The sequence below is a fragment of the Parashewanella sp. 2210YD4-3 genome (genome assembly GCF_056591735.1).
In genome coordinates this window covers 64,152-90,838 of sequence record NZ_JBWQOG010000014.1, presented here as the reverse complement: position 1 = coordinate 90,838, position 26,687 = coordinate 64,152, and the positions used below count along the sequence as shown (strand labels likewise).

The window sequence follows — 26,687 nt, the reverse complement described above, 5'->3', positions numbered from 1 at the left end:
TCTTGTTTGTTAGCCTTACTTAGAGTAAAGCTCGACGATCAGCTGTTCGTTTATGTCCGCAGACAGGTCGCTACGCTCAGGTAGACGCTTGAAAGCACCTTCCATCTTAGCGTTGTCTACTTCAACCCATGTAGGCTTTTCACGTTGACCAGCCACTTCTAAAGCAGCTTGAATACGAGCTTGCTTACGTGACTTCTCGCGAATGCTTACTACATCATTCGCAGACACTTTGAATGATGGAATGTTTACAACACGACCATTTACCATAATTGACTTATGGCCAACCAGCTGACGTGCTTCTGCGCGTGTCGAACCGAAACCCATACGATAAACTACATTATCTAAACGAGTTTCTAATAATTGCAACAAGTTTTCACCAGTGTTGCCTTTAACGCGTGCAGCTTCTTTATAGTAGTTACGGAATTGCTTTTCTAACACACCGTAAATACGACGAACTTTTTGCTTCTCACGTAACTGAAGACCGTACTCAGATAGACGAGGCTTACGAGCGCCGTGCTGACCTGGTGCAGTTTCTAATTTACATTTCGAATCAATTGCTCTCACACCGCTCTTTAAGAAAAGGTCAGTACCTTCTCGGCGGCTGAGCTTGAGCTTGGGACCCAAGTATCTTGCCATGATCTTTCTCCAACTATCCTAAGGCGTTATACGCGACGCTTTTTAGGAGGACGACAACCGTTATGAGGGATTGGCGTCACGTCTGTGATGTTGGTAATTTTATAACCAACTGCGTTCAGCGCACGAATGGCTGATTCACGACCTGGACCAGGACCCTTTACGAACACTTCAAGGTTTTTAAGACCGTAGTCTTGAGCTGCATTACCTGCACGCTCTGCAGCAACCTGTGCAGCAAATGGAGTTGATTTACGTGAACCACGGAAACCACTACCACCTGCAGTAGCCCAAGCTAATGCATTACCTTGACGGTCTGTAATTGTAACAATTGTGTTGTTGAAAGACGCGTGGATGTGAGCCATGCCGTCTGCAATCTGTTTACGTACACGCTTGCGCGGTGAACGTGATGGACTTTTAGCCATTGCTTAACCCCTTCCCGTTACTTTTTAATTGGCTTACGTGGACCTTTACGCGTACGCGCATTGGTCTTTGTACGTTGCCCACGGAGAGGCAGGCTACGACGATGGCGGAGACCACGATAACAACCAAGGTCCATAAGACGCTTGATGTTCATTGAAATCTCACGACGTAAGTCACCTTCTACAGTGTAGTTAGCAACTTCTTCGCGTAGAGTATCTATTTGAGCTTCGCTCAATTCCTTGATCTTAGCGTCTTCAGCAATAGATGCAGCAGAACAAATTGCCTTAGCAGTTGTTTTGCCGATGCCGAAGATTGCAGTCAATGCAATGACTGTATGCTTCTGATCAGGAATGTTAATGCCAGCGATACGGGCCACTATGCACTCCTCAAGTTAATGGTCATCTGCGAAAAGCCCGAAAGGATACTCGACAGACGACAGTTTTGCAATCATTATTTGACCGATTCACAACCTTTCACGTAAACCGGTCAAAACTTCTTCTTTTTAGCCTTGACGCTGTTTGTGTTTTGGTTCAACACAGATAACGCGTACAACGCCACTACGCTTGACGATCTTGCAGTTACGGCAGATCTTCTTCACGGAAGCTCGAACTTTCATTTCATCACTCCGTTATGCTTATCCGCGACCAAAGCGGTCTAAATTCGCTTTGTTCACTAGATTTGCTTTCTTCATCACAGACTCATATTGATGAGACATCATATGGGTCTGAACCTGAGCCATAAAGTCCATGATAACCACTACCATAATCAGTAGTGAAGTACCGCCGAAGTAAAATTGTACTTTCCAAGCGATAAGCATGAACTCTGGAATTAAACAGATAAAGGTAATGTATAACGCACCAGCCAATGTAAGACGGGTCATTACTTTATCAATGTAACGCGAAGTCTGTTCTCCAGGACGTATCCCAGGAATGAATGCGCCACTCTTCTTCAAGTTGTCCGCTGTTTCACGAGGGTTGAATACCAACGCCGTGTAGAAGAAACAGAAGAAGATAATAGCAGCTGCATACAATAAAGAATACAGCGGTTGTCCAGGCGATACAGCAAGTGAAATATCACTTAACCACGCCATAGATTCATTTTGACCAAACCACTGAGCCAGTGTGCCTGGGAACAAAATGATACTGGATGCAAAAATCGGTGGTATCACACCCGCCATATTAATTTTTAATGGCAAGTGGGTACTTTGGGCAGCAAACACCTTACGGCCTTGCTGACGCTTAGCATAGTTAACAACGATACGACGTTGACCACGCTCGACGAATACCACGAAATATGTGACTGCAAATACAATCACAGCAAGCAGTAACAACACTAATACATTCAAGTCACCTTGACGCGCCTGCTCAGCCGTTTGGCCGATAGCAGATGGCAACCCAGCAACAATACCTGCGAAAATTAATATCGAGATACCATTACCAATGCCGCGTTCGGTAATTTGCTCACCTAGCCACATTAGGAACATGGTTCCTGTCACTAAGCTCACAACCGCAACAAAGTAAAAGCCAAAGCCTAAGTTAACAACTAGACCTGGTACTAAGTTTGGTAAACCTGTCGCAATACCGATTGCCTGAAAGGTTGCCAACACGAACGTTCCATATCGTGTGTATTGACTGATTTTCTTACGTCCCGACTCGCCTTCCTTTTTCAGTTCAGCCAGTGCAGGATGCACAACAGTCAATAATTGCATGATGATCGACGCCGAAATGTACGGCATGATCCCCAATGCAAAGATAGAGGCACGCTCAAGGGCACCACCAGAGAACATGTTAAACATGCCTAGGATGGTTCCCTTTTGTTGAGCAAACAGCTCTGCTAGTACAGCTGCGTCAATACCAGGAATTGGTACAAATGAACCCGCTCTAAAGACGATAATTGCACCAATCACGAACAGGAGACGCGTCTTCAATTCAGATAGACCGCCTTTCGCGCTTTTTAAATCAAGTCCTGGTTTTGCCATTGACGATTATTCCTCGATCTTACCGCCGGCAGCTTCAATAGCTGCACGTGCACCTTTGGTTACCTTAAGACCTTTTACGGTCACTGGGCGATCAATGGTACCTGAAAGAACGATTTTCGCAAACTGGATATTGCGAGTAATTACGTTCGCTGCTTTTAGCGAATGCAAGTCAATAACATCACCGTTAACTTTAGCTAGTTCACCTAGGCGTACTTCTGCAGTCACAAGAGACACGCGAGAAGTAAAACCAAACTTAGGCAAACGGATTTTAAGTGGCATTTGACCACCTTCAAATCCTATGCGTACACCGCCGCCACTACGTGACTTCTGACCTTTGTGGCCGCGACCACCAGTCTTACCTAAACCAGAACCAATACCACGACCAACGCGCTTCTTAGCTGACTTAGAACCAGGTGCTGGAGATAAAGTGTTTAATTGCATCTTATTCCTCCACCGATACCATGTAGTAGACTTTGTTAACCATACCGCGAACAGAAGGAGTATCTTCTAGTTCAACAGTGTGGCCAATGCGACGTAGACCTAAACCAGTTAGGGTTGCGCGGTGCTTTGGTAAACGACCAATAGCACTTTTAGTCTGAGTTACTTTAATAGTTTTCTTAGCCATGGTGCATTACCCCTGAATGTCTTCAACGTTCAGACCACGCTTAGCTGCGATTTGCTCAGGTGACTTCATGTGCACTAGAGCGTCTACAGTTGCGCGAACGATGTTGATCGGGTTAGTAGAACCGTAAGCTTTTGACAGTACGTTATGTACGCCAGCCACTTCCAGAACCGCACGCATTGCACCACCGGCGATAACACCAGTACCTTCACTTGCTGGTTGCATGTAAACTTTAGAACCAGAGTGACGCCCCTTAATAGGGTGATGCAAAGTACCGTCTTTAAGCTGAACGGTCACGATATTACGACGAGCTTTTTCCATCGCTTTTTGGATCGCAGCAGGTACTTCACGTGCTTTACCATAGCCGTAGCCAACTTTACCATTACCATCACCAACAACAGTTAGTGCAGTAAAGCTAAAGATACGACCACCTTTTACCACTTTAGAAACACGATTTACGGCTACAAGCTTTTCTTGTAAATCGTCTTTTTGCTGAGTTTCTAATTTAGCCATAATTTTGTATAACTCCTTAGAACTTCAGGCCAGCTTCACGAGCGGCATCAGCGAGTGCTGCTACACGACCATGATACTTGAAACCAGAACGGTCGAACGCAACGTTAGCTACGCCCTTCTCTACCGCACGCTCAGCAATAGCTTTACCTACTGCTTTCGCCGCATCAACGTTACCCGTTGCTTTTAAGCTTTCATTTACTGCTTTTTCAGCAGTAGAAGCTGCAACGATTACGTTTGCGTCAGGACCGATAACCTGAGCGTAAATGTGACGCGGAGTGCGATGTACGACCAGACGGTTAACGCCCAGTTCAAGGATCTTCTTACGAGCGCGAGTGGCGCGACGTAAGCGAGATGTTTTCTTATCCATATCGCGTTACCTTACTTCTTCTTAGCTTCTTTACGGCGAACATTTTCGTCAGCGTAACGAACACCTTTACCTTTATAAGGCTCTGGTGGACGGTAGCCACGAATTTCGGCCGCAACTTGACCAACCAATTGTTTATCAACACCGCTGATAACAATTTCAGTTTGGCTTGGACATTCAGCTTTGATTCCTGCTGGTAGTTCGTGAACTAAAGGATGTGAGAAACCTAGAGTCAAATCAACGCCTTTACCTGCGATTTTCGCGCGGTAACCAACACCGATAAGTTGTAGTTTCTTCTCAAAACCTTGAGAAACACCGATAACCATATTGTTGATAAGAGCGCGAGCAGTACCTGCTTGTGCCCATGCGTTAACCACACCTTCAACAGGTGCTACTTTAACGTCAGTACCATCAACAACTGCAGTTACAGCAGTGTTCAATTCACGAGAAAGCGTACCTTTAGTACCTTTAACTGTGATGTTTTGGCCGTTTAAAGTCACTTCTACGCCAGCTGGAATAGCGACTGGTGCTTTTGCTACACGAGACATTGCTAGCTCCTTACGCTACGTAGCAGATAACTTCACCACCCATGCCTGCTTGGCGGGCAGCGCGGTCGGTCATCAAGCCTTTTGAAGTGGATACGATTGCGACACCCAATCCGCCCATCACTTTAGGAAGTTCGTCTTTACCTTTGTAAATACGAAGACCTGGACGTGATACACGTTGGATAGTCTCAACGACTGGTTTGCCTTGGAAGTATTTTAATTCAACTTCTAATTCAGGCTTGGCTTCATCTGCTACGGCGTAGTCAGTGATATAACCTTCGTCCTTTAGGACTTTGGCCAATGCAACTTTCAGCTTAGCTGAAGGCATTTTCACAGATACTTTGTTAGCAGCTTGGCCGTTACGAATACGGGTTAACATATCCGCAATAGGATCTTGCATGCTCATATTAGCTTACTCCGTAACAAGTGCTTACCAGCTGGCCTTACGCAGGCCAGGAACTTCACCGCGCATAGTTGCTTCACGTAATTTGATACGGCTAAGGCCGAATTTACGTAAGAAACCATGTGGGCGACCAGTTTGATTACAGCGGTTGCGCTGACGCGCACTGCTTGAATCACGCGGAAGAGCTTGAAGCTTCAATACTGCGTCCCAACGATCTTCTTCAGAAGTATCAGGACTTGCAATGATAGCTTTTAGAGCTGCACGCTTTTCAGCGTACTGTGCTACGAGCTTGGCACGCTTTGCTTCACGTGCTTTCATTGAACTTTTTGCCATTGCGCTACCCTTATTTCTTGAATGGGAAGTTGAATGCGTCTAAAAGAGCACGACCTTCTTCGTCATCTTTCGCAGTAGTAGTGATAACAATATCCATACCACGAATTTTATCGATTTTATCATAATCGATTTCTGGGAAGATGATTTGCTCACGCACGCCCATCGCATAGTTGCCACGACCATCGAAAGACTTCGCACTTAGACCACGGAAGTCACGGATACGAGGGATCGCGATATCAACTAAACGCTCGAAGAATTCCCACATACGCTCACCGCGTAGGGTAACTTTACAACCAATAGGGTAGCCATCACGGATTTTAAAACCAGCAACTGATTTACGAGCAACAGTTACAACTGGCTTTTGACCTGCGATAGCAGTCATGTCACGAAGCGCGTGCTCCATAACTTTCTTATCTGCTACTGCCTCGCCAACACCCATGTTAAGGGTGATTTTCTCAATCCGAGGGACTTGCATGACACTGGTATAACCAAACTTCTTAGAAAGTTCAGCGATTACAGTCTCTTTATATTTATCATGCAGTTTCGCCATCGTTTACTCCAATACTTATACGAGTTCACTGTTCGATTTGAAGAAGCGCACTTTCTTGCCATCTTCGAATCGGAAACCAACACGATCCGCCTTACCAGAGGTAGGGTTCTTGATCGCTACATTTGATGCTTGAATCGGTGCTTCTTTGTCAATCACGCCGCCAGTTACGCCCAATTGTGGGTTTGGCTTTTGGTGTTTCTTAACAAGGTTAACGCCTTCAACAAGTACTTTGCCGTTTGTAAAAACTTGAGTAACCTTTCCAGATTTACCTTTGTCTTTACCAGCAATTACTATTACTTCGTCTTCGCGACGGATTTTTGCTGCCATTTTGAAGCTCCTTACAGTACTTCTGGGGCTAGCGACACAATTTTCATGAATTGGTCATTACGCAATTCACGTGTCACAGGGCCAAAGATACGAGTACCAATCGGTGCAAGGTTTGCATTTAGCAATACCGCTGCGTTCCGATCGAAGCGAATGACAGAACCGTCTGGACGACGAACGCCTTTCTTAGTACGGACTACCACCGCGTTATATACATCACCTTTCTTCGCTTTAGCGCGAGGAATTGCTTCTTTTACAGAAACTTTGATGATGTCGCCGATCCCGGCATAACGACGATGAGAGCCACCCAAGACCTTAATACATTGAACTCTACGTGCACCGCTGTTGTCGGCCACTTCAAGCTGCGATTGCATTTGGATCATTTCAAGTGCTCCGCTATCGTTACTACACAAATCCCAAAATTAGGACATAAAAACACCAATTTCCGACTCAATTTGAGTCAAAAATGGCGCGCAAGTATAACACCTAATTTTTGGAATAGGTAGTGTTAAAAAACAAACGGCTCCATTTTCTGGAGCCGTTTCACTAAAAGTCTAAAAATTAGGCTTTCGTTACTACTTCTTCCAGAGTCCAAGATTTGGTCTTAGACAAAGGACGACATTCGCGAATTGTTACCAAATCGCCTTCGTTACATACGTTTGCTTCATCATGTGCATGAAGCTTAGTAGTACGCTTAATGTACTTCCCGTAGATTGGGTGTTTTACTTGGCGCTCTACTGCAACAGTAATAGACTTGTCCATTTTGTTGCTAAGTACGCGACCTTTTAATGTACGGATTTTATCAGACATTATGCACCCGCCTTAGAAGTAATAATGGTCTTAACACGCGCAATGTTACGGCGTACTGTTTTCAATTGACTTGTTTGAGTTAATTGACCAGTAGCGTGTTGCATACGCAGGTTAAACTGCTCACGCAGCAGACCAAGTAGTTCAGCGTTTAGTTCTTCAACGCTTTTTTCTCTTAGTTCGCTCGCTTTCATTACATCACCGTCTTAGTTACGAAGGTAGTCTTGATTGGAAGCTTGGCAGCAGCAAGTTCGAACGCTTCACGCGCTAGATCTTCTGGTACACCTTCCATCTCGTAAAGTACCTTACCAGGTTGAATCTGACATACCCAGTATTCAACGTTACCTTTACCTTTACCCATACGCACTTCAAGAGGCTTAGAGGTAATTGGCTTGTCAGGGAAAACTCGAATCCAAATTTTACCTTGACGCTTAATGTGACGTGTCATCGCACGACGCGCAGATTCAATCTGACGTGCAGTTAAACGGCCGCGGCCAACTGCTTTCAGACCAAATTCACCGAAGCTTACTTCAGCGCCTTTACCAAGACCGCGGTTACGGCCTTTGTGCATCTTGCGAAACTTCATTCGTTTAGGTTGCAGCATTGAAGGCTCTCCTATTTACCACGAGACTTGCGCTTAGGCTGCTTCGGCTCTTCAAGCTTCGGCATAACACCGTCTAGAACTTCACCTTTGAAGATCCAAACTTTGATACCGATCACACCGTATTGGGTGTGAGCTTCTGCAGTTGCGTAGTCAATGTCAGCACGTAAAGTATGTAGAGGTACACGACCTTCACGATACCATTCACTACGTGCGATTTCAGCGCCGCCAAGACGACCACCTACTTGAACTTTGATACCTTGAGCACCAATGCGCATTGCGTTTTGTACCGCACGCTTCATAGCGCGACGGAACATAACACGACGCTCTAATTGCTGTGCGATAGAGTCAGCAACTAGCTTAGCGTCTAGTTCTGGCTTACGGATCTCAGCGATGTTGATCTGCGCAGTAGTACCAGTAATTTTAGATACTGTTTTACGCAATACTTCAACGTCTTCACCTTTCTTACCAATCACAACACCTGGACGGGCTGTGTGGATAGTTACGCGAACACTTTTCGCTGGACGCTCGATAACAATCTTGGATACAGACGCCGCTTTTAGTTTCTTAAATAGAAACTGACGTACTTCCCAGTCGCTATCAAGGTTAGCAGCATACTCACCCTTATCAGCGTACCAGGTAGAGATCCAAGGCTTGGTGATACCCAGACGGATACCATTTGGATGTACTTTCTGTCCCATTACTCTCTCCTAGCGATCTGATACAACCACAGTGATGTGGCTGGTACGCTTGATGATACGGTCAGCACGGCCTTTAGCACGTGGCATGATGCGCTTCATGGTAGGTGCTTCGTCAACGAATACCTTACCAACAACTAGCTCATCAATGTCTGCGCCTTCGTTGTGTTCAGCATTAGCAATTGCTGAATCCAGTACTTTCTTAACCAGTACGGCCGCTTTCTTAGGGCTGAATGTTAGGATTTCCAGCGCTTTAGCAACAGGTAATCCACGAATTTGATCAGCAACTAAGCGAGCTTTTTGTGGCGACGTACGGGCGTAGCGATGTTTAGCTAAAACTTCCATCTATATTCTCCCGTATTAACGCTTTTTCGCTTTCTTATCTGCAGCATGGCCGCGATAAGTACGCGTTGGTGAAAACTCACCAAGCTTGTGACCGATCATCTCGTCAGTTACGAACACAGGTACGTGCTGACGTCCATTATGGACAGCGATGGTCAAACCAATCATGTTTGGAATGATCATTGAACGACGAGACCAAGTTTTAATTGGCTTTTTCTCACCGTTTTCCACCGCTTTCTCTACCTTCTTCAGCAAGTGCAGGTCAATGAATGGACCTTTCTTGAGAGAACGTGGCATGGCGAATCCTCTTACTATTTATTACGACGACGTACAATGTACTTGTCAGTGCGTTTGTTGGTACGAGTCTTGTAACCCTTGGTAGGTACACCCCAAGGAGATACAGGATGACGACCACCTGATGTACGACCTTCACCACCACCATGTGGGTGATCAACCGGGTTCATAGCTACACCACGAACCGTTGGACGTACGCCTCTCCAGCGTTTAGCACCCGCTTTACCTAATTGGCGTAGCATGTGCTCAGAGTTACCAACTTCACCAAGAGTTGCGCGGCAATCTACTGGAACTTTACGCATTTCGCCAGAGCGAAGACGTAGAGTTGCATAAGCGCCATCACGAGCAACAACTTGAACATAAGCACCAGCTGAACGTGCAATTTGTGCACCTTTGCCAGGCTTCATTTCTACCGCGTGAACAACCGAACCTACTGGAATGTTGCGCAGTGGCAAAGCATTACCTGGTTTGATTTCCGCTTCAACGCCTGACATGATCTTGTCACCAGCTTGCATGCCTTTAGCAGCAAGAATGTAGCGACGCTCACCATCTGCATAAAGCACAAGTGCAATGTGTGCAGTACGGTTCGGATCGTACTCAAGACGTTCGATTTTCGCAGGAATACCGTCTTTGTTACGCTTAAAGTCAACAATACGATAATGCTGCTTGTGACCACCGCCCACGTGGCGAACAGTGATACGACCAGTGTTATTACGACCACCAGACTTTGATTTTTTCGCCAACAGGCCAGCAAAAGGTTTACCCTTATGCAAGTCGCTGTTCACCACTTTAACTACGTGACGACGACCAGCAGAGGTTGGCTTACACTTAATAACTGCCATGATTCAATCTCCTTTGCTTATTCAGCGCCGCCGACGAAGTCAAGGTCAGCACCTTCAGCTAGAGTTACATAAGCTTTTTTCCAATCGCTACGACGACCCATACGGGCACCATGACGCTTGGTTTTGCCTTTTGCAACTAGAGTGCGAACAGACTTAACTTCAACTTCAAACAATTGAGCTACTGCAGCTTTAATCTCAGCTTTAGTCGCATCAACCGCTACACGGAAAACAACAGTGTTGCTTTGCTCAGCGTTGATGGTGCTCTTTTCAGAGATGTGTGGTGCTAGAATAACTTTTAGCAAACGTTCTTCGCGGATCATGCTAGCATCTCCTCGATTTGCTTCACTGCATCAGCAGTTACCAACACAGTGTTGAACGCGATAAGGCTTACTGGATCAATACCAGCAACATCACGAACGTCAACCTTGTACAGGTTGCGAGCAGCTAAGAACAAGTTCTCATCTACTTCTGGAGTAACGATTAACACGTCTTCCAGATTCATTGCGTTCAGCTTGTTTTTAAGCTCTTTAGTCTTTGGTGCTTCAACACCAAAGTTTTCAACAACCAGTAAACGGTCTTGACGTACCAATTCAGAAAGGATGCTTTTGATCGCACCGCGGTACATTTTCTTGTTTACTTTTTGGCTGTGATCTTGTGGCTTAGCCGCGAACGACACACCACCAGAACGCCAGATTGGGCTTTTTACCGAACCCGCACGAGCGCGACCAGTACCCTTTTGACGCCATGGCTTTTTGCCAGAGCCTTTTACTTCTGCGCGAGTTTTCTGCGCGCGAGTGCCTTGACGAGCGTTAGCTGCGTAAGCCACTACTACCTGATGAACCAGTGCTTCGTTAAACTCCTGGCCAAAGGTAGTTTCGGAAACTTCAAGAGCGCCTTGCGCGTCTTTCAATACTAATTCCATTACTATCTCCTCAGACCTTAAGCTTTAACGGCTGGCTTAATGATCAAATCACCATTGGTAGCGCCTGGTACAGCACCTTTTACCAATATTAGGTTGCGCTCAGCGTCTACACGAACCACTTCTAGGTTTTGTGTAGTTGTGCGCTCATCACCCATGTGACCTGACATTTTTTTACCTTTGAATACGCGACCAGGCGTTTGGTTCTGACCGATAGAACCGTTTGCGCGGTGCGCCAAAGAGTTACCGTGAGTCATATCTTGAGTACGGAAGTTCCAACGCTTAACACCACCTTGGAAGCCTTTACCTTTAGATTGACCAGTAACGTCAACTTTCGCTACGTCAGCGAAGATATCAACTGTTAGCTCAGCACCAACTTCAATGCCTTCACCTTCACCATCAGCAAGACGCATTTCACGAATGATACGACCAGCTTCTACGCCAGCCTTTGCAAAGTGACCTGCAGCTGCTTTATTAGTGCGGTTGGCTTTTTTGGTACCAGTTGTAAGTTGAAGTGCGCGGTAACCGTCAGTTTCAAGTGTTCTCACTTGAGAAACACGGTTTGCTAATACTTCAATTACAGATACAGGTATGGAAGCACCATCTTCAGTGAAGATGCGCGTCATACCAACTTTACGACCGATAAGACCGATAGCCATCTCTCAAACCTCTTCTTAGGATCTCAATTAACCCAAGCTAATCTGAACATCGACACCTGCTGCAAGATCTAGACGCATAAGTGCATCTACAGTCTTTTCAGTAGGCTCAACGATGTCTACCAGACGCTTGTGAGTGCGCAGTTCATATTGATCACGCGCATCTTTATTAACGTGTGGAGAGATCAAAACGGTATAACGCTCTTTGCGCGTTGGTAGTGGAATTGGACCACGAACCTGAGCGCCTGTACGCTTCGCAGTTTCAACGATTTCCGCAGTAGACTGATCAATTAAGCGATGATCAAATCCTTTCAAGCGGATACGGATTCTTTGGTTCTGCATTGACCAGAGCTCCTAAAATGAACACATAAAAAATCACCCTCTTGCAACTTCTATTAATAGAATGCAGAGCGAGATGATTTAACCGTTCGATTCCCAATCGGAATCGCTGTTGTTTAGTCATCAGCTTCAACGAGCTGACGCTTATTTTTTCACTGAATATCTCAGCGAGGGGTGCATTATACTCAGCTTTCCGCTAAAAGCAACCCAGCTGCGCATTTTATCTGCAATTTAATTTGAACTCGTTTTGCAGAAAACACGACTTAAATTTTTGTGGCCGTAAGTATACAGATTTTTCTGCGTCATTCCAGCTATTAATTCACTTAGCCATTCAGTTTTATGTCAGCTTCATTCGGCTAGCTTTGATGGCTGACTTGGGTTTATTTGAGCTAAATTAAGATGGCAGTCAAACCAGTAAATACGGTTCTTCCAGTGACAGATGAATTGATAGCTAATGCAGCATTAACTGATGAAGTACTCTCCCCAAGATCAACTAGCCCCGAACGAGTGCCGTCTGCGAAGGGTTCTCTGAGCAATGAAAACCAAGGAATTCCGGATGTCCTCAATTTAGCCCTAAGAAAACAGCACTATACTGGTTCTTATTATAGAGTTAACACTCTCAATCAGGTATCTGACCAACTCACCAGCTCAGTCGATGCTAAGTTTAAACGCTATTTCGAAGGCACATTAGCCCGATTACAAATTTGTAAGGACATCGATACTGCAATGGACTATACCGCTCGACTGAATCGAGTTCTCCAACAGCCATTTTGGATTTCGATTGTGCCGACGCAAGAAAAAACTCAAGATATTTATCGTTTTCACCTTAATAAGCGAAATGGTCATCAGTGGTTGCTGGCTCAAATTCCTAAACCTGCTTCTTCTCACACGAGGCTTCCTTCGCTACCTCCCATCAATGCACGTTTTAAGTTGCAACCTCAAGGTTTTAATCGAGCCCCACTTTTATTTACCTTAGATGAAACCCCTGAAAGGAAAGCGCCCCTAGTACATCCACAACCTTTTCGTGCAGGAACATTTAGGCCTCGCCCAAACCATAAACCGATGGCTCCAACACCAAGGCCATCCCCTGTTCATTCACGTGTTGTTTCTAAAGTCCGACTACCATCGCTGGCCAAAAATGACTCTGAACCGTCTTCTGCACTGGTCGACGAAAGCAACGCTAGTAGCTTAGTTCAACCATTTAGTAAAACTCAGACCAAACGCCGAATTCGTCACAAAAAAGAAGCTAAAGCTCATTCTGGGCTACCCAGCCAACGCAACGTCATGGTTAAGCGTAATAATCAAGCCAGCCAGAGAAGTCGCACTCTGTCAAAACTCAATACAAGTCAAGCACAGGGTAAAGCAGCACCAAAACCTATGCCACAAGTGCGTTTAAATATAGAGCAACCAACACCGCCTGAGGACGCTGAGAACAAACTTCCACCTCCAGATACTCGCCAAAAAAATGAGAAAGAGCTGCCCACGTCCTCAAAACCTGAGCGAACACGAAGCGCTAATGCGTTATCTGAACTCAAACTGGCTGCAGAGCAGTCGGATTCGAAGCCTGCATTTCGTCATTCCAAAAGTCGTTCATCCCGTATTCTTTCGGCTAAATCTGAGCAATAAACCATGCGAGCTATTTTCAATATCTACGAAATGGAGAGAAAATTATGGCAATCAATACTCCTTCACATGCTCATAATTTATGTCCAAATATATTTCATGGATATATTTATGGTCAAGCCAGTCCCTTTGTCACTCAAAGGAACCAAGGTGCCTTTGAAGTGGTATTTGGCCAATTAGCTAAATGCAAATCATTGGCAAGAACTCGAGATGTGGTTAATGAACTTAATCGCTACCTAAAGGGATTTCACCAAGGTGGGCCTGGTTTTATTATCAAAACCCAACATTACGGTATTGCGCCAGATAAAGACGCTGGAATTTCGTGTTTGGTATTGTTTAGTGAGAACAAGAATAATCCAGATAAGCTTTTGGTTCGTCATTTTTCAATCTCCAAACCCAAAGATAAACAAGATTACAAGCCTAGACCATCCAACTACTCAAATACCCATTTAACCAAGTTATATCGCAGTTAATCGCCCTCACCTTTTTGACGGGCGATTTATACTCAAGGTAGGTTACCTATCAAACTGGGCAACGAGATCTTGTTGCTGTTCATTTTGCATCGTAAGGCCTTGGCTGAGTTCTACCGAACTATCGATATTATCTAACAGTGCTTCTGTATTAAGTTTTATCGCATCCATGTTTTCTTGTACCTGCAACATGGCTTGTGATTGTTCCTCTGCGGCAACCGCCGTTTGCTGCCCCATATTGTGTACTTGTTTTAGGGCAGCATTCATGTTCACTAGCGTATCTTTCAACGCCTTTTCAGATTGCGTGCTATCAGAAATCATGCTTTGGCTGTGCTGCATTTGCTCAACCGCGACGGCTGTCGTTTGTTTTAGCCCGTTGATGATTTCTTGGATTTCTTTGGCTGAAGTCTGCGAGCGATTGGCGAGCATTCTTACCTCATCTGCTACAACCGCAAAACCTCGGCCGGCTTCTCCGGCTCGCGCAGCTTCGATTGCGGCGTTTAAAGCCAGTAAATTCGTTTGTTCAGCTAGGTTATCTATGACATTCAATACGGAGTCAATTTTGCCACAGAGTTCATCTAAGTTAGCAATAGATGACTGAGAACGCTCCAATAATTGGGTGATCTTGTTGCTAGATTCTTGAGAGATAGATAATGCGGTTTGAGTATCCATCAATTTACCTATGCTTTCTTCAATATGCATAGCGGTATCAACCGTATTTTCCGCCACTTCACTGATGGCTTCGCTCATTTGACAAACCGATAATGCTACTTGTGATAAATTATCATTTTGCTCAGCTAAATTGGCTAAGTTTTGCTGGTTTTGATCATCTTGTACAATGATAGATTGTTGAAGCTTCTCACCACTGTCCTGAATTCGCCCAACAATCGCCAACGTCTCCGCTTTTCGCATTCTTAAACTTAATTCGAGGTGAGACAGCTCATCTATTGTGCCACTATATACATATTGACCGATTTTATTATTATGAACTTCTAGGCTAAGTTTCATTAAGTTCTTTAGCCTTGAATTTAACCACCACAAACCATAACAACCGCAAATCAGCCCTAGGCTGGTTCCCCCCCATTGTAATAAACCTGTATCGCTCGATAATCCAATCACAACAAATGACACGCTTACTAGCCAACTTAATCCGACTTTTTGGGCTAATGTTGGTTTCAATATAGGCAATGATTTTCGCCCTTTTTGCATTTTTTGATAGCACTCAGAGGCACGTTTTTTTAACTCTGGTTCTAGCTGGGTTCGCACCGATTGATATTCGATGGTTTTACCCTTTTGTTTTACAGGACTAACAAAGGCATTCACCCAATAATAATCACCATTTTTACAGCGATTTTTTACCATCCCCATCCAGTTATGGCCCGCTTTAATGGTTAACCACATATTTTCGAATGCTTGCTGTGGCATATCCGAATGCCGCACCAAGTTATGAGGCTGGTCGATTAATTCCTCGAAACTGAAACCACTCACGTCCACAAAATCTTTATTCGCGTAGGTAATTCGGCTATTTAGATCCGTTGTTGAGAGCAACTTATAATGAGAAGGGTATTCAACTTCTTGAGAGTGAGTGATCGCTGAGCTGTTCAAATGAAGCACCTTTTACCTGTTTTTGATTCCATTCAGTGCAAGTAAAGAAAACATTGCACTTACAACAAGTAAAACCTTACAAAAAATAGTGCTGTTAAATAAGCAAAAACCACCATTAATTTGATTTAAATCAACAGTGTATTTACCCAAAAAATAGAACAGTGAAATCGCTGTCAATTAAACAACAGCGTTATCAAAATCATCAACTTTTGGGATTTGCCAGTAGAATTTAACACCCCGAATTGACAATAGATTCACTTGGTCGTTTGGGTGAGCCAACTGTGCCAGCTTCGGTATAAACTAAATAACAATTTTTTGGTGCATTTGACGCATAAATTTTCACTTGCCCAGGTACATTGCCTTGCACATCCAGTACATCCATACTCCAATTAGAAGCAGCACTGTATAAGCTTTGCTGTGCGTTATAGGCAATATTAAGCCCATTCTCTAATGAGGAGCGACTGGCCTGTAAAAAGCCATTTACCAAAGACACAGGAATTGAGCTGATCGTGATATCCGCTTTTCCTGTGGTCACTTGATTTTCTTCCGCGTTTTTATGAATGATATTATTAGCGTGCTCTAAGGCAACTTCTAATGAAGCTATAGCTTTGGCGTGTGATTCCGCCGCAACTTGTTCATTGGTTGATTTCTGGCTAATGATCACTCCCGCCACAACGACAATACCCAAAGCGAGTACTAATCCTGTGACCTTGGACTGTCCTGATCCATACTTATTTTTCATAGCGCACCCTTACTTTTGATCAGTGTAACAATAGAGTCAGGGTTGTTTTACCTAACTCTTTATCAACAGGAAAGGTCAACGCTAAAGCTTGTCAGCTAAGGTTCAGCAACCTTGATTGACGATATGATATTGAGGCGATTGCGGCTGGCTACTGGTCCCTGCTTCGGTATAGAGCAAATAGCAATTATCTCCAGCCCCTCTTGGAATGAGCTTAATTTGATGTGCGCCGAATGATGCAGTCTTTGAAGGTATCATCTGCCAATCGATTTTTTGGATGTGAGGTAGGGCTAAGATCTTTCGAGCAATGTCTAACCCGTTTTCAAGTGAAGAAGTGGTGGCTCGAAGCTTGCCATTCACCAAATCTAATGACACATCACCAAAATAATCATGGTGGATCCCAAAATTACCGGTAGGCTCTGGCCCTAACACCACATCATTTACGTGTTTTATGGCCACCACGATATCAGCCAGCGCGTGTTGATGATTAGCCTTTAATGCTTCCATTTTCTTTTCTTGGTTTACGGCTACCATTAAAATCAACAGGATCAACACAATACCTGCAACAAGTACTAAGATTTTGGTATTGGACATACCTCGATGATGATTCATAACCCCTCCTTGGCTGATGCTAACTATTGTAGAAAACATTCAGCCGTTTTGCTGGAGGAGTTCAGAATATTATTGTTTGGCTTGATATAATGCTTTACGTTCAGAATCAGACAAGAAAGCCATTTCGACACCATTTCGTTGAGCTTGTTCCAGTTGGGCAACGGTTAACCCAAGCTCTTGCTCCGCTACATGATATTCGTGCTTAATATCTATATTACTGACACCAGGATCATCAGTATTAAGTCCAATACAAATATTGCGCTCTAAGAACTGAATAAACGGGTGCTCAGAATAATTAGACACGGTAGAGGTATGTAAATTACTGGTTGGGCACGACTCTATACCAATTCGATGTTTGGCTAAAAAATCCATAAGCTTTGGATCTTGAATCGCTTTGACACCATGACCGATTCGAGTAGCGCCAAGTTCAGTAATCGCTTGCCACATACTTTCACTGCCCGCGGCTTCACCAGCATGGACGGTAATATTTAATCCCGCATCGCGCACTTGCTTAAAATGGTCATTAAATAATTCACCCGGGAAACCCAATTCATCACCCGCTAAGTCCATACCCACAAGATGTTGCTTATGAGCCAGCAATGCATCAAGTTCTTGCTGACAAGCTTCGATACCAAATGAGCGAGACATGATGCCAATCAGATTAATTCGAGTATTAAAGTCTTTCAGTCCAGCCTTAACACCATCAATGACGGCTTCTACAACGCCTTCGATTGGTAGCTTGTGGTTCATGGCCATATAATATGGGCTGAATCTTAGTTCTGCATAATCTAAACCCGATTCTGCAGCATCAGCGACATTTTCATACGCCACACGTTTAACCGCATCTAAATCGGCTAAGACTGCGACCATCCAATCCAATTTTTTTAAGAAGCCCAGTAAATCACTTTCTTTGCCTTGAATTTGAACAAAGGGCGCGAGTGATTCTAGACTGTCAGCTGGCAAGGTGATGCCATGCTGGTGTCCCAATTCCCAAATTGTATTTACTCGTACATTACCATCTAGGTGGCGATGTAAATCAACTAATGGAATGGTGTTATTTATCATAATGTCTCCCTATGTGCGCCCCAATTGCCCTTAATTGGCTGCGGAGTCTACCAACTGAGCCATGATTGGCATGCACTTTTGAGCAAATGTGTGAGCTAGATTAGATAACTGAGGACAAGAAAGAAATTAGTTAACCATCGATAGAAATAAGCTCACAACGTCAGAAGCAAAAACGCATTCTATGTAAAGCAGTTAGACTTGAGTATAAATGAGTTAATGGCATAATCGCCAACAAATCATAAAAAACTTGGATCACCTTATGCGACATATTTTCGCCACGGTTGCGCTCAGTGTATTACTCAGTGGTTGTACTCTCAATTCCACATTCTCAGATGCCTATGTAAAAAGACATCAACCCAATGAAAAAAACGCATCAGAAATTCAACAATCCAAGTACAAATCTAAATTACAAACGTATATCGATCAGGATTGGCAAATCAAACTGGATGCCAGTGCTCAGCTTGCGGCTTCTATGGGAGACAAAAGCCAGCAAGGTAAACTTGATGATTTGTCACCAAGTCACCTTGCACAGATCAATCAGCGTCGTGAAAGACTGTTAACGCAACTTAAGGCATTAGACTTCGCTTCTTTGAATAAGCAGCAAAAAATCAATGCTCAGCTGCTTCAATACCAATTACAAAACAGCGTGGATATGTATCGTTTCCATGCTCAATACGTTCCCATCACCGCAGAAAGTGGCTTTCATGCCTATATCGCCAGCATCAGCAAGGGACGTTTTAAAACAGAACAAGATTACCGGAATTACTTGTCACAGTTACGTTCGCTTCCTAACTATTTTGCCCAACAAACACACTGGCTTAAGCAGGGGCTAAAGTCGGGGATTACTCCTCCCAAAGTCACCTTAACTGGATTTGAAGACAGTATTTCGGCATTTATTGTTCCGGCAAAAAAGAGCGGTTACTTTACACCCTTTAACCAGTTCCCTGAGCATTTTTCTAAAGCATTAAAAAATGAACTTAAACAACAAGGGTTGAAAGCCGTAAAACAAAAGGTACTCCCAAGTTATCAAAAGTTTTATGACTTCATGACCAAGACTTATATTCCAAATAGTCGCACCAGTATCGCCGCCAATGATTTACCAAATGGCAAAGCCTTTTACGAAAATAGAGTGCGTTATTACACCACCCTGCCAATGACATCATCCCAAGTTCATCAACTCGGCTTGAAAGAAGTGGCTCGCATTCGCGGTGAAATGCAACAAGTCATTAAGCAAACCAGATTCAAAGGAATTTTTGCTGAGTTTTTACATTATCTTCGTACCGACCCTAAGTTTTACCCAAAGACAGCTGAAGAGCTGTTAAAGGACGCCAGTTACATTGCTAAAAAAGCCGATGCGATATTGCCAAAATATTTTAAAAAGCTGCCAACTAAACCTTATGGTATCGAGCCCGTTCCGGCTGAAATCGCGCCCAAATACACCACTGGCCGCTATTCAGGTTCAAACCGTGATGACGAGCCGGGTTATTATTGGGTCAATACCTACGCGTTAAATAAACGTCCATTATATGAACTCACTGCCTTGACCTTGCATGAAGCAGTTCCTGGTCATCACTTACAAATTTCACTTAACCAAGAGTTAACTAATTTACCCAGTTTTCGCCGTTACAGTTATATCTCAGCCTTTGGTGAAGGCTGGGGACTTTACTCTGAATACCTTGGCTTAGAAGCGGGTATGTATACCAATCCTTATGATAACTTTGGCCGCTTGACCTATGAAATGTGGCGCGCCACTCGCCTAGTCGTCGATACTGGTCTTCATTCCATGGGCTGGACTCGTCAACAAGCTATTGATTACATGGCCAACAACTCAGCGTTATCTTTGCATAACATTACCACTGAGGTGGATCGCTATATTTCATGGCCGGGACAAGCGTTATCTTATAAAATTGGAGAGTTGACCATTAAGCGTTTACGCGCAAAAGCTGAACAAGCCCTCGGTCAACACTTTGATATTCGAGCTTTCCACGATGCGATATTAGCTCAAGGTTCGGTAACCTTACCGATTTTAGAGCAACAAATTGATGACTTTATTGCCCACCAGCAAGCGAAGTATAAGGATAACTGATCAAATCATGACGATGCGGCACTACTCAAGCGAACTCGCCATCAACACTTCACAGCAACAAGCGCTGTGGGAGCACGTTGAACATGGTTTGTTAGCAATCAACGATAAAATTGAGCTGGCCTATTGCCAATTACTACAACCACAGCCTAGTCCTGCGATTGTGATCAGTAGTGGCCGCATTGAGTGTTATGAGAAATACCGTGAGCTTATCTTCGACTTATACCAACAAGGGTACTCCGTTTATTGCCTTGATCATCGCGGTCAAGGCTTATCATCACGCTTAACTAAAAACCCACACATGGGTCATGTAGACAAGTTCAATGATTACATCGATGACTTTGATGCTTTCATTGAGCAAGTTGTTAAGCCCAAACAGCACTCAAAGCTATTTTGCATAGCACACTCAATGGGGTGCGCCATTGCCGCTTTGTATATGCAGTTTCATACTCAAACCTTTACCGCAGCGGTATTTTCAACCCCTATGTTCGGCATAAACTTACCTTTGCCAAGAAGAGTCGTTGATTGGTTAGCCGGTTGTTTGGATTCGCCTAAGTGTCCTCGCTATATTATAGGTGGGCGTGATTTTCGGTATAAGCCTTTCCACACCAACAAGCTAACCTCTAGTCAATCTCGTTATCAAGCCTTTCACGATTTATATCGACAACGACCAACGGTTCAACTGGGTGATCCAACCAATCGTTGGTTATTAGAAGCCCTACATGCGGCGGATCGATGCTGGCCAGCGATAGCCGGAATGCGAGTTCCCATTTTATTACTAAAAGCCGAAGCAGATACCATTGTCGATAACCATAAGATTGATAAATACTACAAATCCATGAAACATATTGGGTTAGGTGAAATGCAAAGCTTTAGTGATGCTAAACACGAACTTTTTGTTGAAACTGATAGCATTCGTACTCAAGTCCTCGATGCCACTTTAGACTTTTTCGACAAGCACCAACACCGCCCCTTACCTTCACTACATAAATCCGTGTTTTAACGATTAGGGTTTCATTTCTTTTTTGATAGGATTGTTCGCTTACTGATTTGGAACTCGCTTTAGTAAAGCTCGATATTTATCTCTGATATATTCCTCCAACAATTGCTCAGAAACAGAAACAGTATCCAGTTCCTCTGCAGTAGAAACATAATCGGTTACATCTTTGACTCTTACGTCTAGCCCTGCTTTTGTTTTATGTGGAAAAACCTCAACTTGGACCATTCTTACAGTTCTAACTTCTGTGTCCACATCCTCTATGCAGATTGGAAAAATTCGAGCATGTATATTAAATTCAGGAACACGGTTGTCGACCCCTAACCCTCCTCGGCGTTTACTATATCCAATGGTAAGAAATCTTGTATGCGGATCTTCTTGCGGCACAAATCTTAATTCAGTATATTTTTCCAGTCTATCAATCAGTGGATTCGATCGTCCCAAACTCCGACGAAAGTTATCACTATGCGTTTCCGTATCATCAAATGTAAACCCAACTATTTTTCCGTCCGATACTTTAGGTGACACTTTATAAGTATGATAGTCAGTACTTTTTGAGTTTTTGTAAAATAACTTAATCTGAATTTCTTTGGTTTCATCTTTTTGCAGTTTTCCAATGCCTCTCAGGCAATCAAGCTCTTCAAGCCTAGCTATGGTTTTATTCGTTTCATCAACCACAACAGTAAAGAAACGCTGCCCTTCATTGTTAAATCTATCAGCAAGATCTTTAGACAAATGTCCCCCAAAACCACCTTGTATAGGCAAGTGTTTGGTTACAATCCCCTGAACACCAAAGAAATACGTAATTATTCCTCTCCAAGTAGAATCACTTCGAACAAGCCGTATTTTGTCTCTTTCTCTATGTAGACCACTTTGAGTAACATAGGTTATTACACCATCACTTTGTACATCGTACACTTTTAAACGCCATGTGCTTTCCCCTAAACGCTGACTTCGCACGACAACTTGACCATTTACAATTTGTAATTTCCCTTCAATTTTATGTATTCTTTTATTGTCGTGATCCCAAATGACAAGTGGAGTTTCATCAGAAAAAGCCCATCCATCTGGAAGTGCAACAGCACCGCCTATATCAGTAGTAGAAATACCCATGATCTCACCTTAGCAGCGATTATCTTTTGGCTATACTCTCGCTAACACACTGTATAGAAACTTAATATGGAAGAGATAGATAACACGGTCAGTAACCTGAAAGTCGATTAAGTAATGGCTTCAGAGCTGACTTCTGCCATAGTCAAGAATCAACACATGAGGTTTACGGCACTACAAAGATGCCAGGCATTCCACAATGTTGTAAAATGCCCTTTTCTTCAAAACTTTAGGAAGTTGTATGTTTCATATCGCCTTATATGAACCAGAAATCGCCCCCAACACTGGAAATATCATTCGTTTATGTGCCAATACGGGTACTCACCTGCATTTGATTGAACCACTGGGTTTTGATTTTGAAGAAAAGAAACTGCGCCGAGCAGGGTTAGATTATAAAGATCTCACTAACGTGACCCGTCATAAAAACTTTGACGCATTTTTAGAAGCTGTAAAAGGTAAGCGCATTATGGCTTGTACCACCAAAGGCAGTCGCCCTCATTCAGAGCTAACGTTTGCAAAAAAGGATGTGTTGTTGTTTGGCCCAGAAACGCGAGGATTGCCTGCGGATATCATTGAAGCAACACCGATGGAGCAACGCTTGCGTATTCCCATGGTGCCGAGCAGCCGCAGCCTAAATTTATCGAATTCAGTGGCTGTGATCTGCTATGAAGCATGGCGGCAATTAGGGTATGAAGGGGCGGTTTAGGGTTTAAGCCTAAGCTGATTTAGGTTCACGAACAAACGAAAGAGAGCTTGCTGGTGATTTATTAACACCTGCAATTGTAAGACCGGTGCGATCAACCAGTTTTTGATAGCCAACAGCTCTCAAACTATCAGGATCTCTTGCTTGGATCATTGCTGGAATTTTTAGAGCAGGAGCCTTTAACCCCATGGGATCACGTCGATATGCAATTAACGCTTTCGATAGCTGTCTAGCACTATCAGAACGGTAACAACCTAATGATAGATAATAGCTAAAAAACCCTTTCCATCCGCCTTGCCTTACTAAGATTCTACCTTTTCGAGCTTTGACTTGATAATGCTTAATTTCACCTGAATTTTCACATTTAACTTTTAACGAGCCATTCAAATCACCAACTTGCTGACTTGAAAAACCTGAAAATTCCAATGTATTTGCTTTTAAATTTCTGGCTTTGATTAAACCTAAACTCATGGAAAACCTCCTAACAATTAGGAGAGGCTACTTACGGGCAGATAATGAATAGGAAGTGTTATAAATCCGTCTATAAATTAGTCTCTTACACCATATAGATTAGGCTTTTTGCTGATAAATTCCATAAGATTAAGTAAAGGTAATCTAATGGAAATATCTAGATTACGTTTCTGCAGATTTTTGGCAATAAAAAAGCTTAAACCCAGTGATTTAAGCTTTTTATTTTTATGTCAATATAGAGTTATTTACTATCAAAACCCACGGCTTTAATGTCAACTTGGGTAACGTTACCGTATTTAGCCGCAATCGGCGCAATTTTAGCAGCATTGCCTACTAATACATATTGCAGGTGTTCACGTGGGAAGTAGGTGTCAATGATCCGCTTAGTGTCAGCGACGGTCAGACTATCTACCTTGTTTTCAAAGTCATTGATGTAACTGTCACTAAAGCCGTACAAATACATATTTCCAAGTAATCCCGCTAACTGACCGTTGGTTTCAAAATCTGGTGGAAACTGCCCTTTTACATAAGCTTTGGCTGATTTCAAGGTTGCTTCGTCAATGCCTTGCGACCATAGGCGATCATAGGTTTTTAATGCGAGATCAATTGCTTGCTCTGTAGTAGCGGTTTTGGTGAATGAACTGATACGGAATAAACCAGCTTTGGAATATTCACTAAAACCTGAACCTGCACCGTAGGTTAAACCAGCGTTAACTCTTAACTCATCATTGAGCCATGAAGTAAAACGACCACCAAGGATGGTGTTCACCACGCTAATGGCAACAGAATCAGGGTTATCAAATTTAACCCCTTTTCCGCCAATCAAAAAACGAGTTTCAATGGCGTCACCTTTATTCACTAACAAAACGCGGCTTGAGTCATAGCTTGGAAGGTTAGCGCTGAGATCGGGCTGAGTTACTTTGTTGACATTTTTCCATGCACCCAAGGCTTGGTTAAGCTGAGCTTTCATATTCGCAACATCAAAGTCTCCCACAACCGTAATCGCAGTATTACTTGGTTGGTAATATTGCTTATAAAACTGCTTTAGTGTGGCAACATTGATGTTTTTCAAGCTATTACGATCTCCAGAAGTTGGATTACCGTAAGCTTGGTTACCGAACATAAATTTATTAAAGTAGCTACCAATCACATTACGTGGGCTTTCTTTGGCTTGAGCAAGCCCAGCAATTTGCTGCTTCTTTAACTTAGCAAATTCGGCACTATCAAACTTTGGCTGAGTAAGCACTGAAGTAAAGATAGGTAACATAGTAGCTAAATCTTTGGTCATGAAGCTACTATTGATAGAGCTGCCCTCTTTTCCTGCACCAGTGCCCAAATTTGCCCCTAAGAAATCAACAGCATTTTCGATTTGTGCTTTGGTTTTATTGCCTGCTCCGAGTACTAGAGCTTCTGCTGTCATTCCGGCTTCACCGGAAATGACATCGTTAACACTACCAGCACGAACTACCGCATTAAGGGTGATCAATGGCACTTCTTTACGCGGCATCAAATACACAGTTAAGCCGTTAGCCATTTGGTATGTTTCGTACTTTGGCATTGAGAAGCTACTACTCGCCTCTGCGACAACTTGCGCTTGTGAATGAGTAGCCGAGGTAGATTTACAGCCCGTTAGCGCTAAACTGCCCACGGTTAAAGCCATCACACAGGCTTTTGTTAATGGCGAATATTTCATTTGTTGCTCTCCTCTTTCGCCGCTAATACACCAACCGTGCGATTCGACTTGATCAAATAGGTTTTCGCCACTCGCTGAATGTCAGCAGGCGTTACTTGGCTATACAGTTTGGGCGCATCAAACAGTTTTTTATAACTGCCAAAATACACCTCATAAGTGCCAATGGTATTGGCCTTACCATTAATGGTTTCTAATGTTTGATAAAACTCCATTAATTTCATGTTCTTCACTTTTTCTAGCTCTTTTTGAGTCACGCCATTTTTAGCAATGTCATCAATTTGAGCAATCAATGCACGTTCTAATTTGTGCTCAGATACCCCTGGACTAGCGATACCATAGACATAGAAAAGGTTAGGATCGAAAGACGTTGGCAAATAAGTATCGGCACCGAGTGCAATTTGCTTGTCTACTAAGCCCTTATAAAGACGTGAACTTTTACCCTCACTTAAAATTGAAGATAAAATGTCCAGCGCGTAATGATCTTCAGATTTCGCATTTGGCGTATGGTATGCCAGCATCACATTTGGCGTACTTACAGAGGCCTTTTTCACAAACAGACGACGCTCGCCTGTTTGTTTCGGTTCAACCGTACGCACTTTTGCTGGCGGAGTTTGTGCTGGGATTGGGGCAAAGTATTTGTTTGCAAGACGCTTCACATTATCTAACTTTACGTCACCTGCGATAACCACAACCGCATTGTTCGGAGCATAGTAAGTTTTGTGATACTTAACTAAATCTTCAAGTGTCCATGCATGAATATCAGACTCCCAGCCGATCACTGGCCAAGAATAAGGGTGAGCACTAAAGGCAACACTTTTCAGTGGACCTTGAAGCGCACGCCAGTTGGAGTTTTCCAAACCGGTTCTGCGCTCAGATGCCACTACGTTTCGCTCACTTTCTACCATTTTGGGATTGATATCGAGATGAGCAATACGATCCGCTTCTAAATCAAAAATAGTTTCGATAGAACTTGCAGGAAACCAATCGGTATAAACCGTAAGATCCTCTGTGGTGTAAGCATTGTTTGCACCACCATTAGCTTCCATGGTGCGGTCGAACATCTTAGGGCCGTACTTTTTAGCCCCGTTGAACATCATGTGTTCAAAGAAGTGTGAGATCCCAGTGATACCAGGTACTTCATTTCGAGAGCCTACTTTCCAGAACAAGTACATATTGGCATTTGGGATAGAATCATCCTCAAGCACCATGATCTTCATGCCGTTATCTAGGGTGAAGCTCTTTACATCATCAGCCGTCGTTGCTGATGCCGTAGTCGAGGCAAACAGCATGCTGAGCGATAATGCGAGCGCACTCAATTGTCGTTTCATCTTGA

General features: G+C 43.5%; 39 protein-coding genes. 5 read left to right on the top strand and 34 right to left on the bottom strand.

Annotated elements, in window-relative coordinates; genetic code table 11:
* Window positions 1-15: 15 nt before the first annotated feature.
* The 26 genes from rpsD to rpsJ all read right to left on the bottom strand — a co-directional run bounded on the left by rpsD (window position 16) and on the right by rpsJ (window position 12,186).
* A complete protein-coding gene (gene rpsD, locus AC1EU0_RS17680; protein ID WP_480303908.1) occupies window positions 16-636 on the bottom strand; it encodes a 30S ribosomal protein S4 in 621 nt (206 codons plus the stop codon).
* A 26-nt stretch (window positions 637-662) separates the two neighbouring features.
* A complete protein-coding gene (rpsK, locus tag AC1EU0_RS17675) occupies window positions 663-1,055 on the bottom strand; it encodes a 30S ribosomal protein S11 (RefSeq protein ID WP_121837961.1) in 393 nt (130 codons plus the stop codon).
* Between the two features lie 17 nt (window positions 1,056-1,072).
* Complete coding sequence (rpsM, locus tag AC1EU0_RS17670; RefSeq protein WP_480303906.1) at window positions 1,073-1,429, bottom strand: 30S ribosomal protein S13; 357 nt, start codon at window positions 1,427-1,429, stop codon at window positions 1,073-1,075.
* A gap of 126 nt (window positions 1,430-1,555) precedes the next feature.
* The gene (gene rpmJ, locus AC1EU0_RS17665; protein WP_006083579.1) at window positions 1,556-1,669 is read right to left on the bottom strand and encodes a 50S ribosomal protein L36; all 114 of its coding nucleotides are present in this window, start codon (window positions 1,667-1,669) and stop codon (window positions 1,556-1,558) included.
* An 18-nt stretch (window positions 1,670-1,687) separates the two neighbouring features.
* The gene (gene secY / locus AC1EU0_RS17660; RefSeq protein ID WP_480303905.1) at window positions 1,688-3,031 is read right to left on the bottom strand and encodes a preprotein translocase subunit SecY; all 1,344 of its coding nucleotides are present in this window, start codon (window positions 3,029-3,031) and stop codon (window positions 1,688-1,690) included.
* A 6-nt stretch (window positions 3,032-3,037) separates the two neighbouring features.
* Window positions 3,038-3,472, bottom strand: a complete 435-nt coding sequence (gene rplO, locus AC1EU0_RS17655; protein ID WP_480303903.1) for a 50S ribosomal protein L15 — start codon at window positions 3,470-3,472, stop codon at window positions 3,038-3,040.
* Between the two features lies 1 nt (window position 3,473).
* Entirely contained in the window at window positions 3,474-3,656 is a 183-nt protein-coding gene (gene rpmD / locus AC1EU0_RS17650) for a 50S ribosomal protein L30 (protein WP_121837965.1), read from the bottom strand.
* A gap of 6 nt (window positions 3,657-3,662) precedes the next feature.
* Window positions 3,663-4,166, bottom strand: a complete 504-nt coding sequence (gene rpsE / locus AC1EU0_RS17645) for a 30S ribosomal protein S5 (RefSeq protein WP_121837966.1) — start codon at window positions 4,164-4,166, stop codon at window positions 3,663-3,665.
* Between the two features lie 16 nt (window positions 4,167-4,182).
* Window positions 4,183-4,533: a 50S ribosomal protein L18 gene (gene rplR, locus AC1EU0_RS17640; RefSeq protein ID WP_480303900.1), complete on the bottom strand. Its 351-nt coding sequence runs from the start codon at window positions 4,531-4,533 to the stop codon at window positions 4,183-4,185.
* A gap of 11 nt (window positions 4,534-4,544) precedes the next feature.
* Window positions 4,545-5,078, bottom strand: coding sequence for a 50S ribosomal protein L6 (rplF, locus tag AC1EU0_RS17635; RefSeq protein WP_480303899.1), 534 nt, complete (start codon window positions 5,076-5,078; stop codon window positions 4,545-4,547).
* A 10-nt stretch (window positions 5,079-5,088) separates the two neighbouring features.
* Window positions 5,089-5,481, bottom strand: coding sequence for a 30S ribosomal protein S8 (gene rpsH / locus AC1EU0_RS17630; RefSeq protein WP_480303898.1), 393 nt, complete (start codon window positions 5,479-5,481; stop codon window positions 5,089-5,091).
* Between the two features lie 24 nt (window positions 5,482-5,505).
* Window positions 5,506-5,811 carry a 30S ribosomal protein S14 gene (gene rpsN, locus AC1EU0_RS17625; RefSeq protein WP_480303896.1) on the bottom strand — a complete coding sequence of 102 codons (306 nt, stop codon included), beginning with the start codon at window positions 5,809-5,811 and terminating at the stop codon, window positions 5,506-5,508.
* 10 nt (window positions 5,812-5,821) lie between these two features.
* The gene (gene rplE, locus AC1EU0_RS17620; protein ID WP_480303894.1) at window positions 5,822-6,361 is read right to left on the bottom strand and encodes a 50S ribosomal protein L5; all 540 of its coding nucleotides are present in this window, start codon (window positions 6,359-6,361) and stop codon (window positions 5,822-5,824) included.
* 15 nt (window positions 6,362-6,376) lie between these two features.
* Window positions 6,377-6,688 carry a 50S ribosomal protein L24 gene (rplX, locus tag AC1EU0_RS17615; RefSeq protein WP_480303892.1) on the bottom strand — a complete coding sequence of 104 codons (312 nt, stop codon included), beginning with the start codon at window positions 6,686-6,688 and terminating at the stop codon, window positions 6,377-6,379.
* Window positions 6,689-6,699: 11 nt separating this feature from the next.
* Window positions 6,700-7,068, bottom strand: coding sequence for a 50S ribosomal protein L14 (gene rplN, locus AC1EU0_RS17610; RefSeq protein WP_121853345.1), 369 nt, complete (start codon window positions 7,066-7,068; stop codon window positions 6,700-6,702).
* A 178-nt stretch (window positions 7,069-7,246) separates the two neighbouring features.
* A complete protein-coding gene (gene rpsQ, locus AC1EU0_RS17605) occupies window positions 7,247-7,495 on the bottom strand; it encodes a 30S ribosomal protein S17 (protein ID WP_480303890.1) in 249 nt (82 codons plus the stop codon).
* Entirely contained in the window at window positions 7,495-7,686 is a 192-nt protein-coding gene (rpmC, locus tag AC1EU0_RS17600; protein ID WP_480303889.1) for a 50S ribosomal protein L29, read from the bottom strand. The genes rpsQ and rpmC overlap by 1 nt, the downstream gene beginning before the upstream one ends.
* Window positions 7,686-8,096, bottom strand: a complete 411-nt coding sequence (rplP, locus tag AC1EU0_RS17595; protein ID WP_480303887.1) for a 50S ribosomal protein L16 — start codon at window positions 8,094-8,096, stop codon at window positions 7,686-7,688. Before rplP ends, rpmC begins: the two co-directional genes overlap by 1 nt.
* An 11-nt stretch (window positions 8,097-8,107) precedes the next feature.
* Window positions 8,108-8,794, bottom strand: a complete 687-nt coding sequence (gene rpsC, locus AC1EU0_RS17590) for a 30S ribosomal protein S3 (protein ID WP_480303885.1) — start codon at window positions 8,792-8,794, stop codon at window positions 8,108-8,110.
* Between the two features lie 9 nt (window positions 8,795-8,803).
* Complete coding sequence (gene rplV, locus AC1EU0_RS17585; RefSeq protein ID WP_121837978.1) at window positions 8,804-9,136, bottom strand: 50S ribosomal protein L22; 333 nt, start codon at window positions 9,134-9,136, stop codon at window positions 8,804-8,806.
* A gap of 15 nt (window positions 9,137-9,151) precedes the next feature.
* Window positions 9,152-9,430: a 30S ribosomal protein S19 gene (rpsS, locus tag AC1EU0_RS17580; protein WP_480303883.1), complete on the bottom strand. Its 279-nt coding sequence runs from the start codon at window positions 9,428-9,430 to the stop codon at window positions 9,152-9,154.
* Between the two features lie 14 nt (window positions 9,431-9,444).
* On the bottom strand, window positions 9,445-10,269 hold the full coding sequence (rplB, locus tag AC1EU0_RS17575) for a 50S ribosomal protein L2 (RefSeq protein WP_121837979.1): 825 nt from the start codon (window positions 10,267-10,269) through the stop codon (window positions 9,445-9,447).
* Between the two features lie 17 nt (window positions 10,270-10,286).
* Complete coding sequence (rplW, locus tag AC1EU0_RS17570) at window positions 10,287-10,589, bottom strand: 50S ribosomal protein L23 (protein ID WP_480303882.1); 303 nt, start codon at window positions 10,587-10,589, stop codon at window positions 10,287-10,289.
* Window positions 10,586-11,191, bottom strand: a complete 606-nt coding sequence (gene rplD / locus AC1EU0_RS17565; RefSeq protein WP_480303880.1) for a 50S ribosomal protein L4 — start codon at window positions 11,189-11,191, stop codon at window positions 10,586-10,588. Before rplD ends, rplW begins: the two co-directional genes overlap by 4 nt.
* A gap of 17 nt (window positions 11,192-11,208) precedes the next feature.
* Window positions 11,209-11,847: a 50S ribosomal protein L3 gene (gene rplC / locus AC1EU0_RS17560; RefSeq protein ID WP_480303879.1), complete on the bottom strand. Its 639-nt coding sequence runs from the start codon at window positions 11,845-11,847 to the stop codon at window positions 11,209-11,211.
* A gap of 27 nt (window positions 11,848-11,874) precedes the next feature.
* Window positions 11,875-12,186, bottom strand: a complete 312-nt coding sequence (gene rpsJ, locus AC1EU0_RS17555) for a 30S ribosomal protein S10 (protein WP_011070616.1) — start codon at window positions 12,184-12,186, stop codon at window positions 11,875-11,877.
* Window positions 12,187-12,582: 396 nt separating this feature from the next.
* Here rpsJ and AC1EU0_RS17550 point away from each other — a divergent pair, with 396 nt between their 5' ends.
* On the top strand, window positions 12,583-13,809 hold the full coding sequence (locus tag AC1EU0_RS17550) for a hypothetical protein (protein WP_480303877.1): 1,227 nt from the start codon (window positions 12,583-12,585) through the stop codon (window positions 13,807-13,809).
* A gap of 44 nt (window positions 13,810-13,853) precedes the next feature.
* On the top strand, window positions 13,854-14,279 hold the full coding sequence (locus AC1EU0_RS17545) for a hypothetical protein (RefSeq protein WP_480303875.1): 426 nt from the start codon (window positions 13,854-13,856) through the stop codon (window positions 14,277-14,279).
* 42 nt (window positions 14,280-14,321) lie between these two features.
* On the opposite strand, the gene AC1EU0_RS17540 is transcribed toward AC1EU0_RS17545, so the two are convergent.
* The 4 genes from AC1EU0_RS17540 to add all read right to left on the bottom strand — a co-directional run bounded on the left by AC1EU0_RS17540 (window position 14,322) and on the right by add (window position 18,297).
* On the bottom strand, window positions 14,322-15,890 hold the full coding sequence (locus AC1EU0_RS17540; RefSeq protein WP_480303873.1) for a methyl-accepting chemotaxis protein: 1,569 nt from the start codon (window positions 15,888-15,890) through the stop codon (window positions 14,322-14,324).
* 220 nt (window positions 15,891-16,110) lie between these two features.
* A complete protein-coding gene (locus AC1EU0_RS17535) occupies window positions 16,111-16,623 on the bottom strand; it encodes a hypothetical protein (protein ID WP_480303872.1) in 513 nt (170 codons plus the stop codon).
* Window positions 16,624-16,725: 102 nt separating this feature from the next.
* Window positions 16,726-17,232 carry a hypothetical protein gene (locus tag AC1EU0_RS17530; RefSeq protein WP_480303871.1) on the bottom strand — a complete coding sequence of 169 codons (507 nt, stop codon included), beginning with the start codon at window positions 17,230-17,232 and terminating at the stop codon, window positions 16,726-16,728.
* A 69-nt stretch (window positions 17,233-17,301) separates the two neighbouring features.
* A complete protein-coding gene (gene add / locus AC1EU0_RS17525) occupies window positions 17,302-18,297 on the bottom strand; it encodes an adenosine deaminase (RefSeq protein ID WP_480303869.1) in 996 nt (331 codons plus the stop codon).
* Window positions 18,298-18,556: 259 nt separating this feature from the next.
* Here add and AC1EU0_RS17520 point away from each other — a divergent pair, with 259 nt between their 5' ends.
* On the top strand, window positions 18,557-20,383 hold the full coding sequence (locus AC1EU0_RS17520; protein WP_480303868.1) for a DUF885 domain-containing protein: 1,827 nt from the start codon (window positions 18,557-18,559) through the stop codon (window positions 20,381-20,383).
* A gap of 7 nt (window positions 20,384-20,390) precedes the next feature.
* Window positions 20,391-21,383, top strand: a complete 993-nt coding sequence (locus tag AC1EU0_RS17515; protein ID WP_480303866.1) for an alpha/beta fold hydrolase — start codon at window positions 20,391-20,393, stop codon at window positions 21,381-21,383.
* A gap of 39 nt (window positions 21,384-21,422) precedes the next feature.
* Here the strand turns inward: AC1EU0_RS17515 and AC1EU0_RS17510 are convergent, their stop codons facing one another.
* On the bottom strand, window positions 21,423-22,490 hold the full coding sequence (locus AC1EU0_RS17510) for a hypothetical protein (RefSeq protein ID WP_480303864.1): 1,068 nt from the start codon (window positions 22,488-22,490) through the stop codon (window positions 21,423-21,425).
* Between the two features lie 238 nt (window positions 22,491-22,728).
* Between AC1EU0_RS17510 and trmL the strand changes: the two genes are divergently transcribed.
* A complete protein-coding gene (gene trmL / locus AC1EU0_RS17505) occupies window positions 22,729-23,193 on the top strand; it encodes a tRNA (uridine(34)/cytosine(34)/5-carboxymethylaminomethyluridine(34)-2'-O)-methyltransferase TrmL (RefSeq protein WP_480303862.1) in 465 nt (154 codons plus the stop codon).
* A 9-nt stretch (window positions 23,194-23,202) separates the two neighbouring features.
* Here trmL and AC1EU0_RS17500 read toward each other — a convergent pair whose 3' ends face one another.
* The 3 genes from AC1EU0_RS17500 to AC1EU0_RS17490 all read right to left on the bottom strand — a co-directional run bounded on the left by AC1EU0_RS17500 (window position 23,203) and on the right by AC1EU0_RS17490 (window position 26,682).
* Complete coding sequence (locus tag AC1EU0_RS17500) at window positions 23,203-23,661, bottom strand: hypothetical protein (RefSeq protein ID WP_480303861.1); 459 nt, start codon at window positions 23,659-23,661, stop codon at window positions 23,203-23,205.
* 241 nt (window positions 23,662-23,902) lie between these two features.
* The gene (locus AC1EU0_RS17495) at window positions 23,903-25,354 is read right to left on the bottom strand and encodes a M16 family metallopeptidase (RefSeq protein ID WP_480303860.1); all 1,452 of its coding nucleotides are present in this window, start codon (window positions 25,352-25,354) and stop codon (window positions 23,903-23,905) included.
* On the bottom strand, window positions 25,351-26,682 hold the full coding sequence (locus AC1EU0_RS17490) for a M16 family metallopeptidase (protein ID WP_480303858.1): 1,332 nt from the start codon (window positions 26,680-26,682) through the stop codon (window positions 25,351-25,353). The genes AC1EU0_RS17495 and AC1EU0_RS17490 overlap by 4 nt, the downstream gene beginning before the upstream one ends.
* Window positions 26,683-26,687 lie beyond the last annotated feature (5 nt).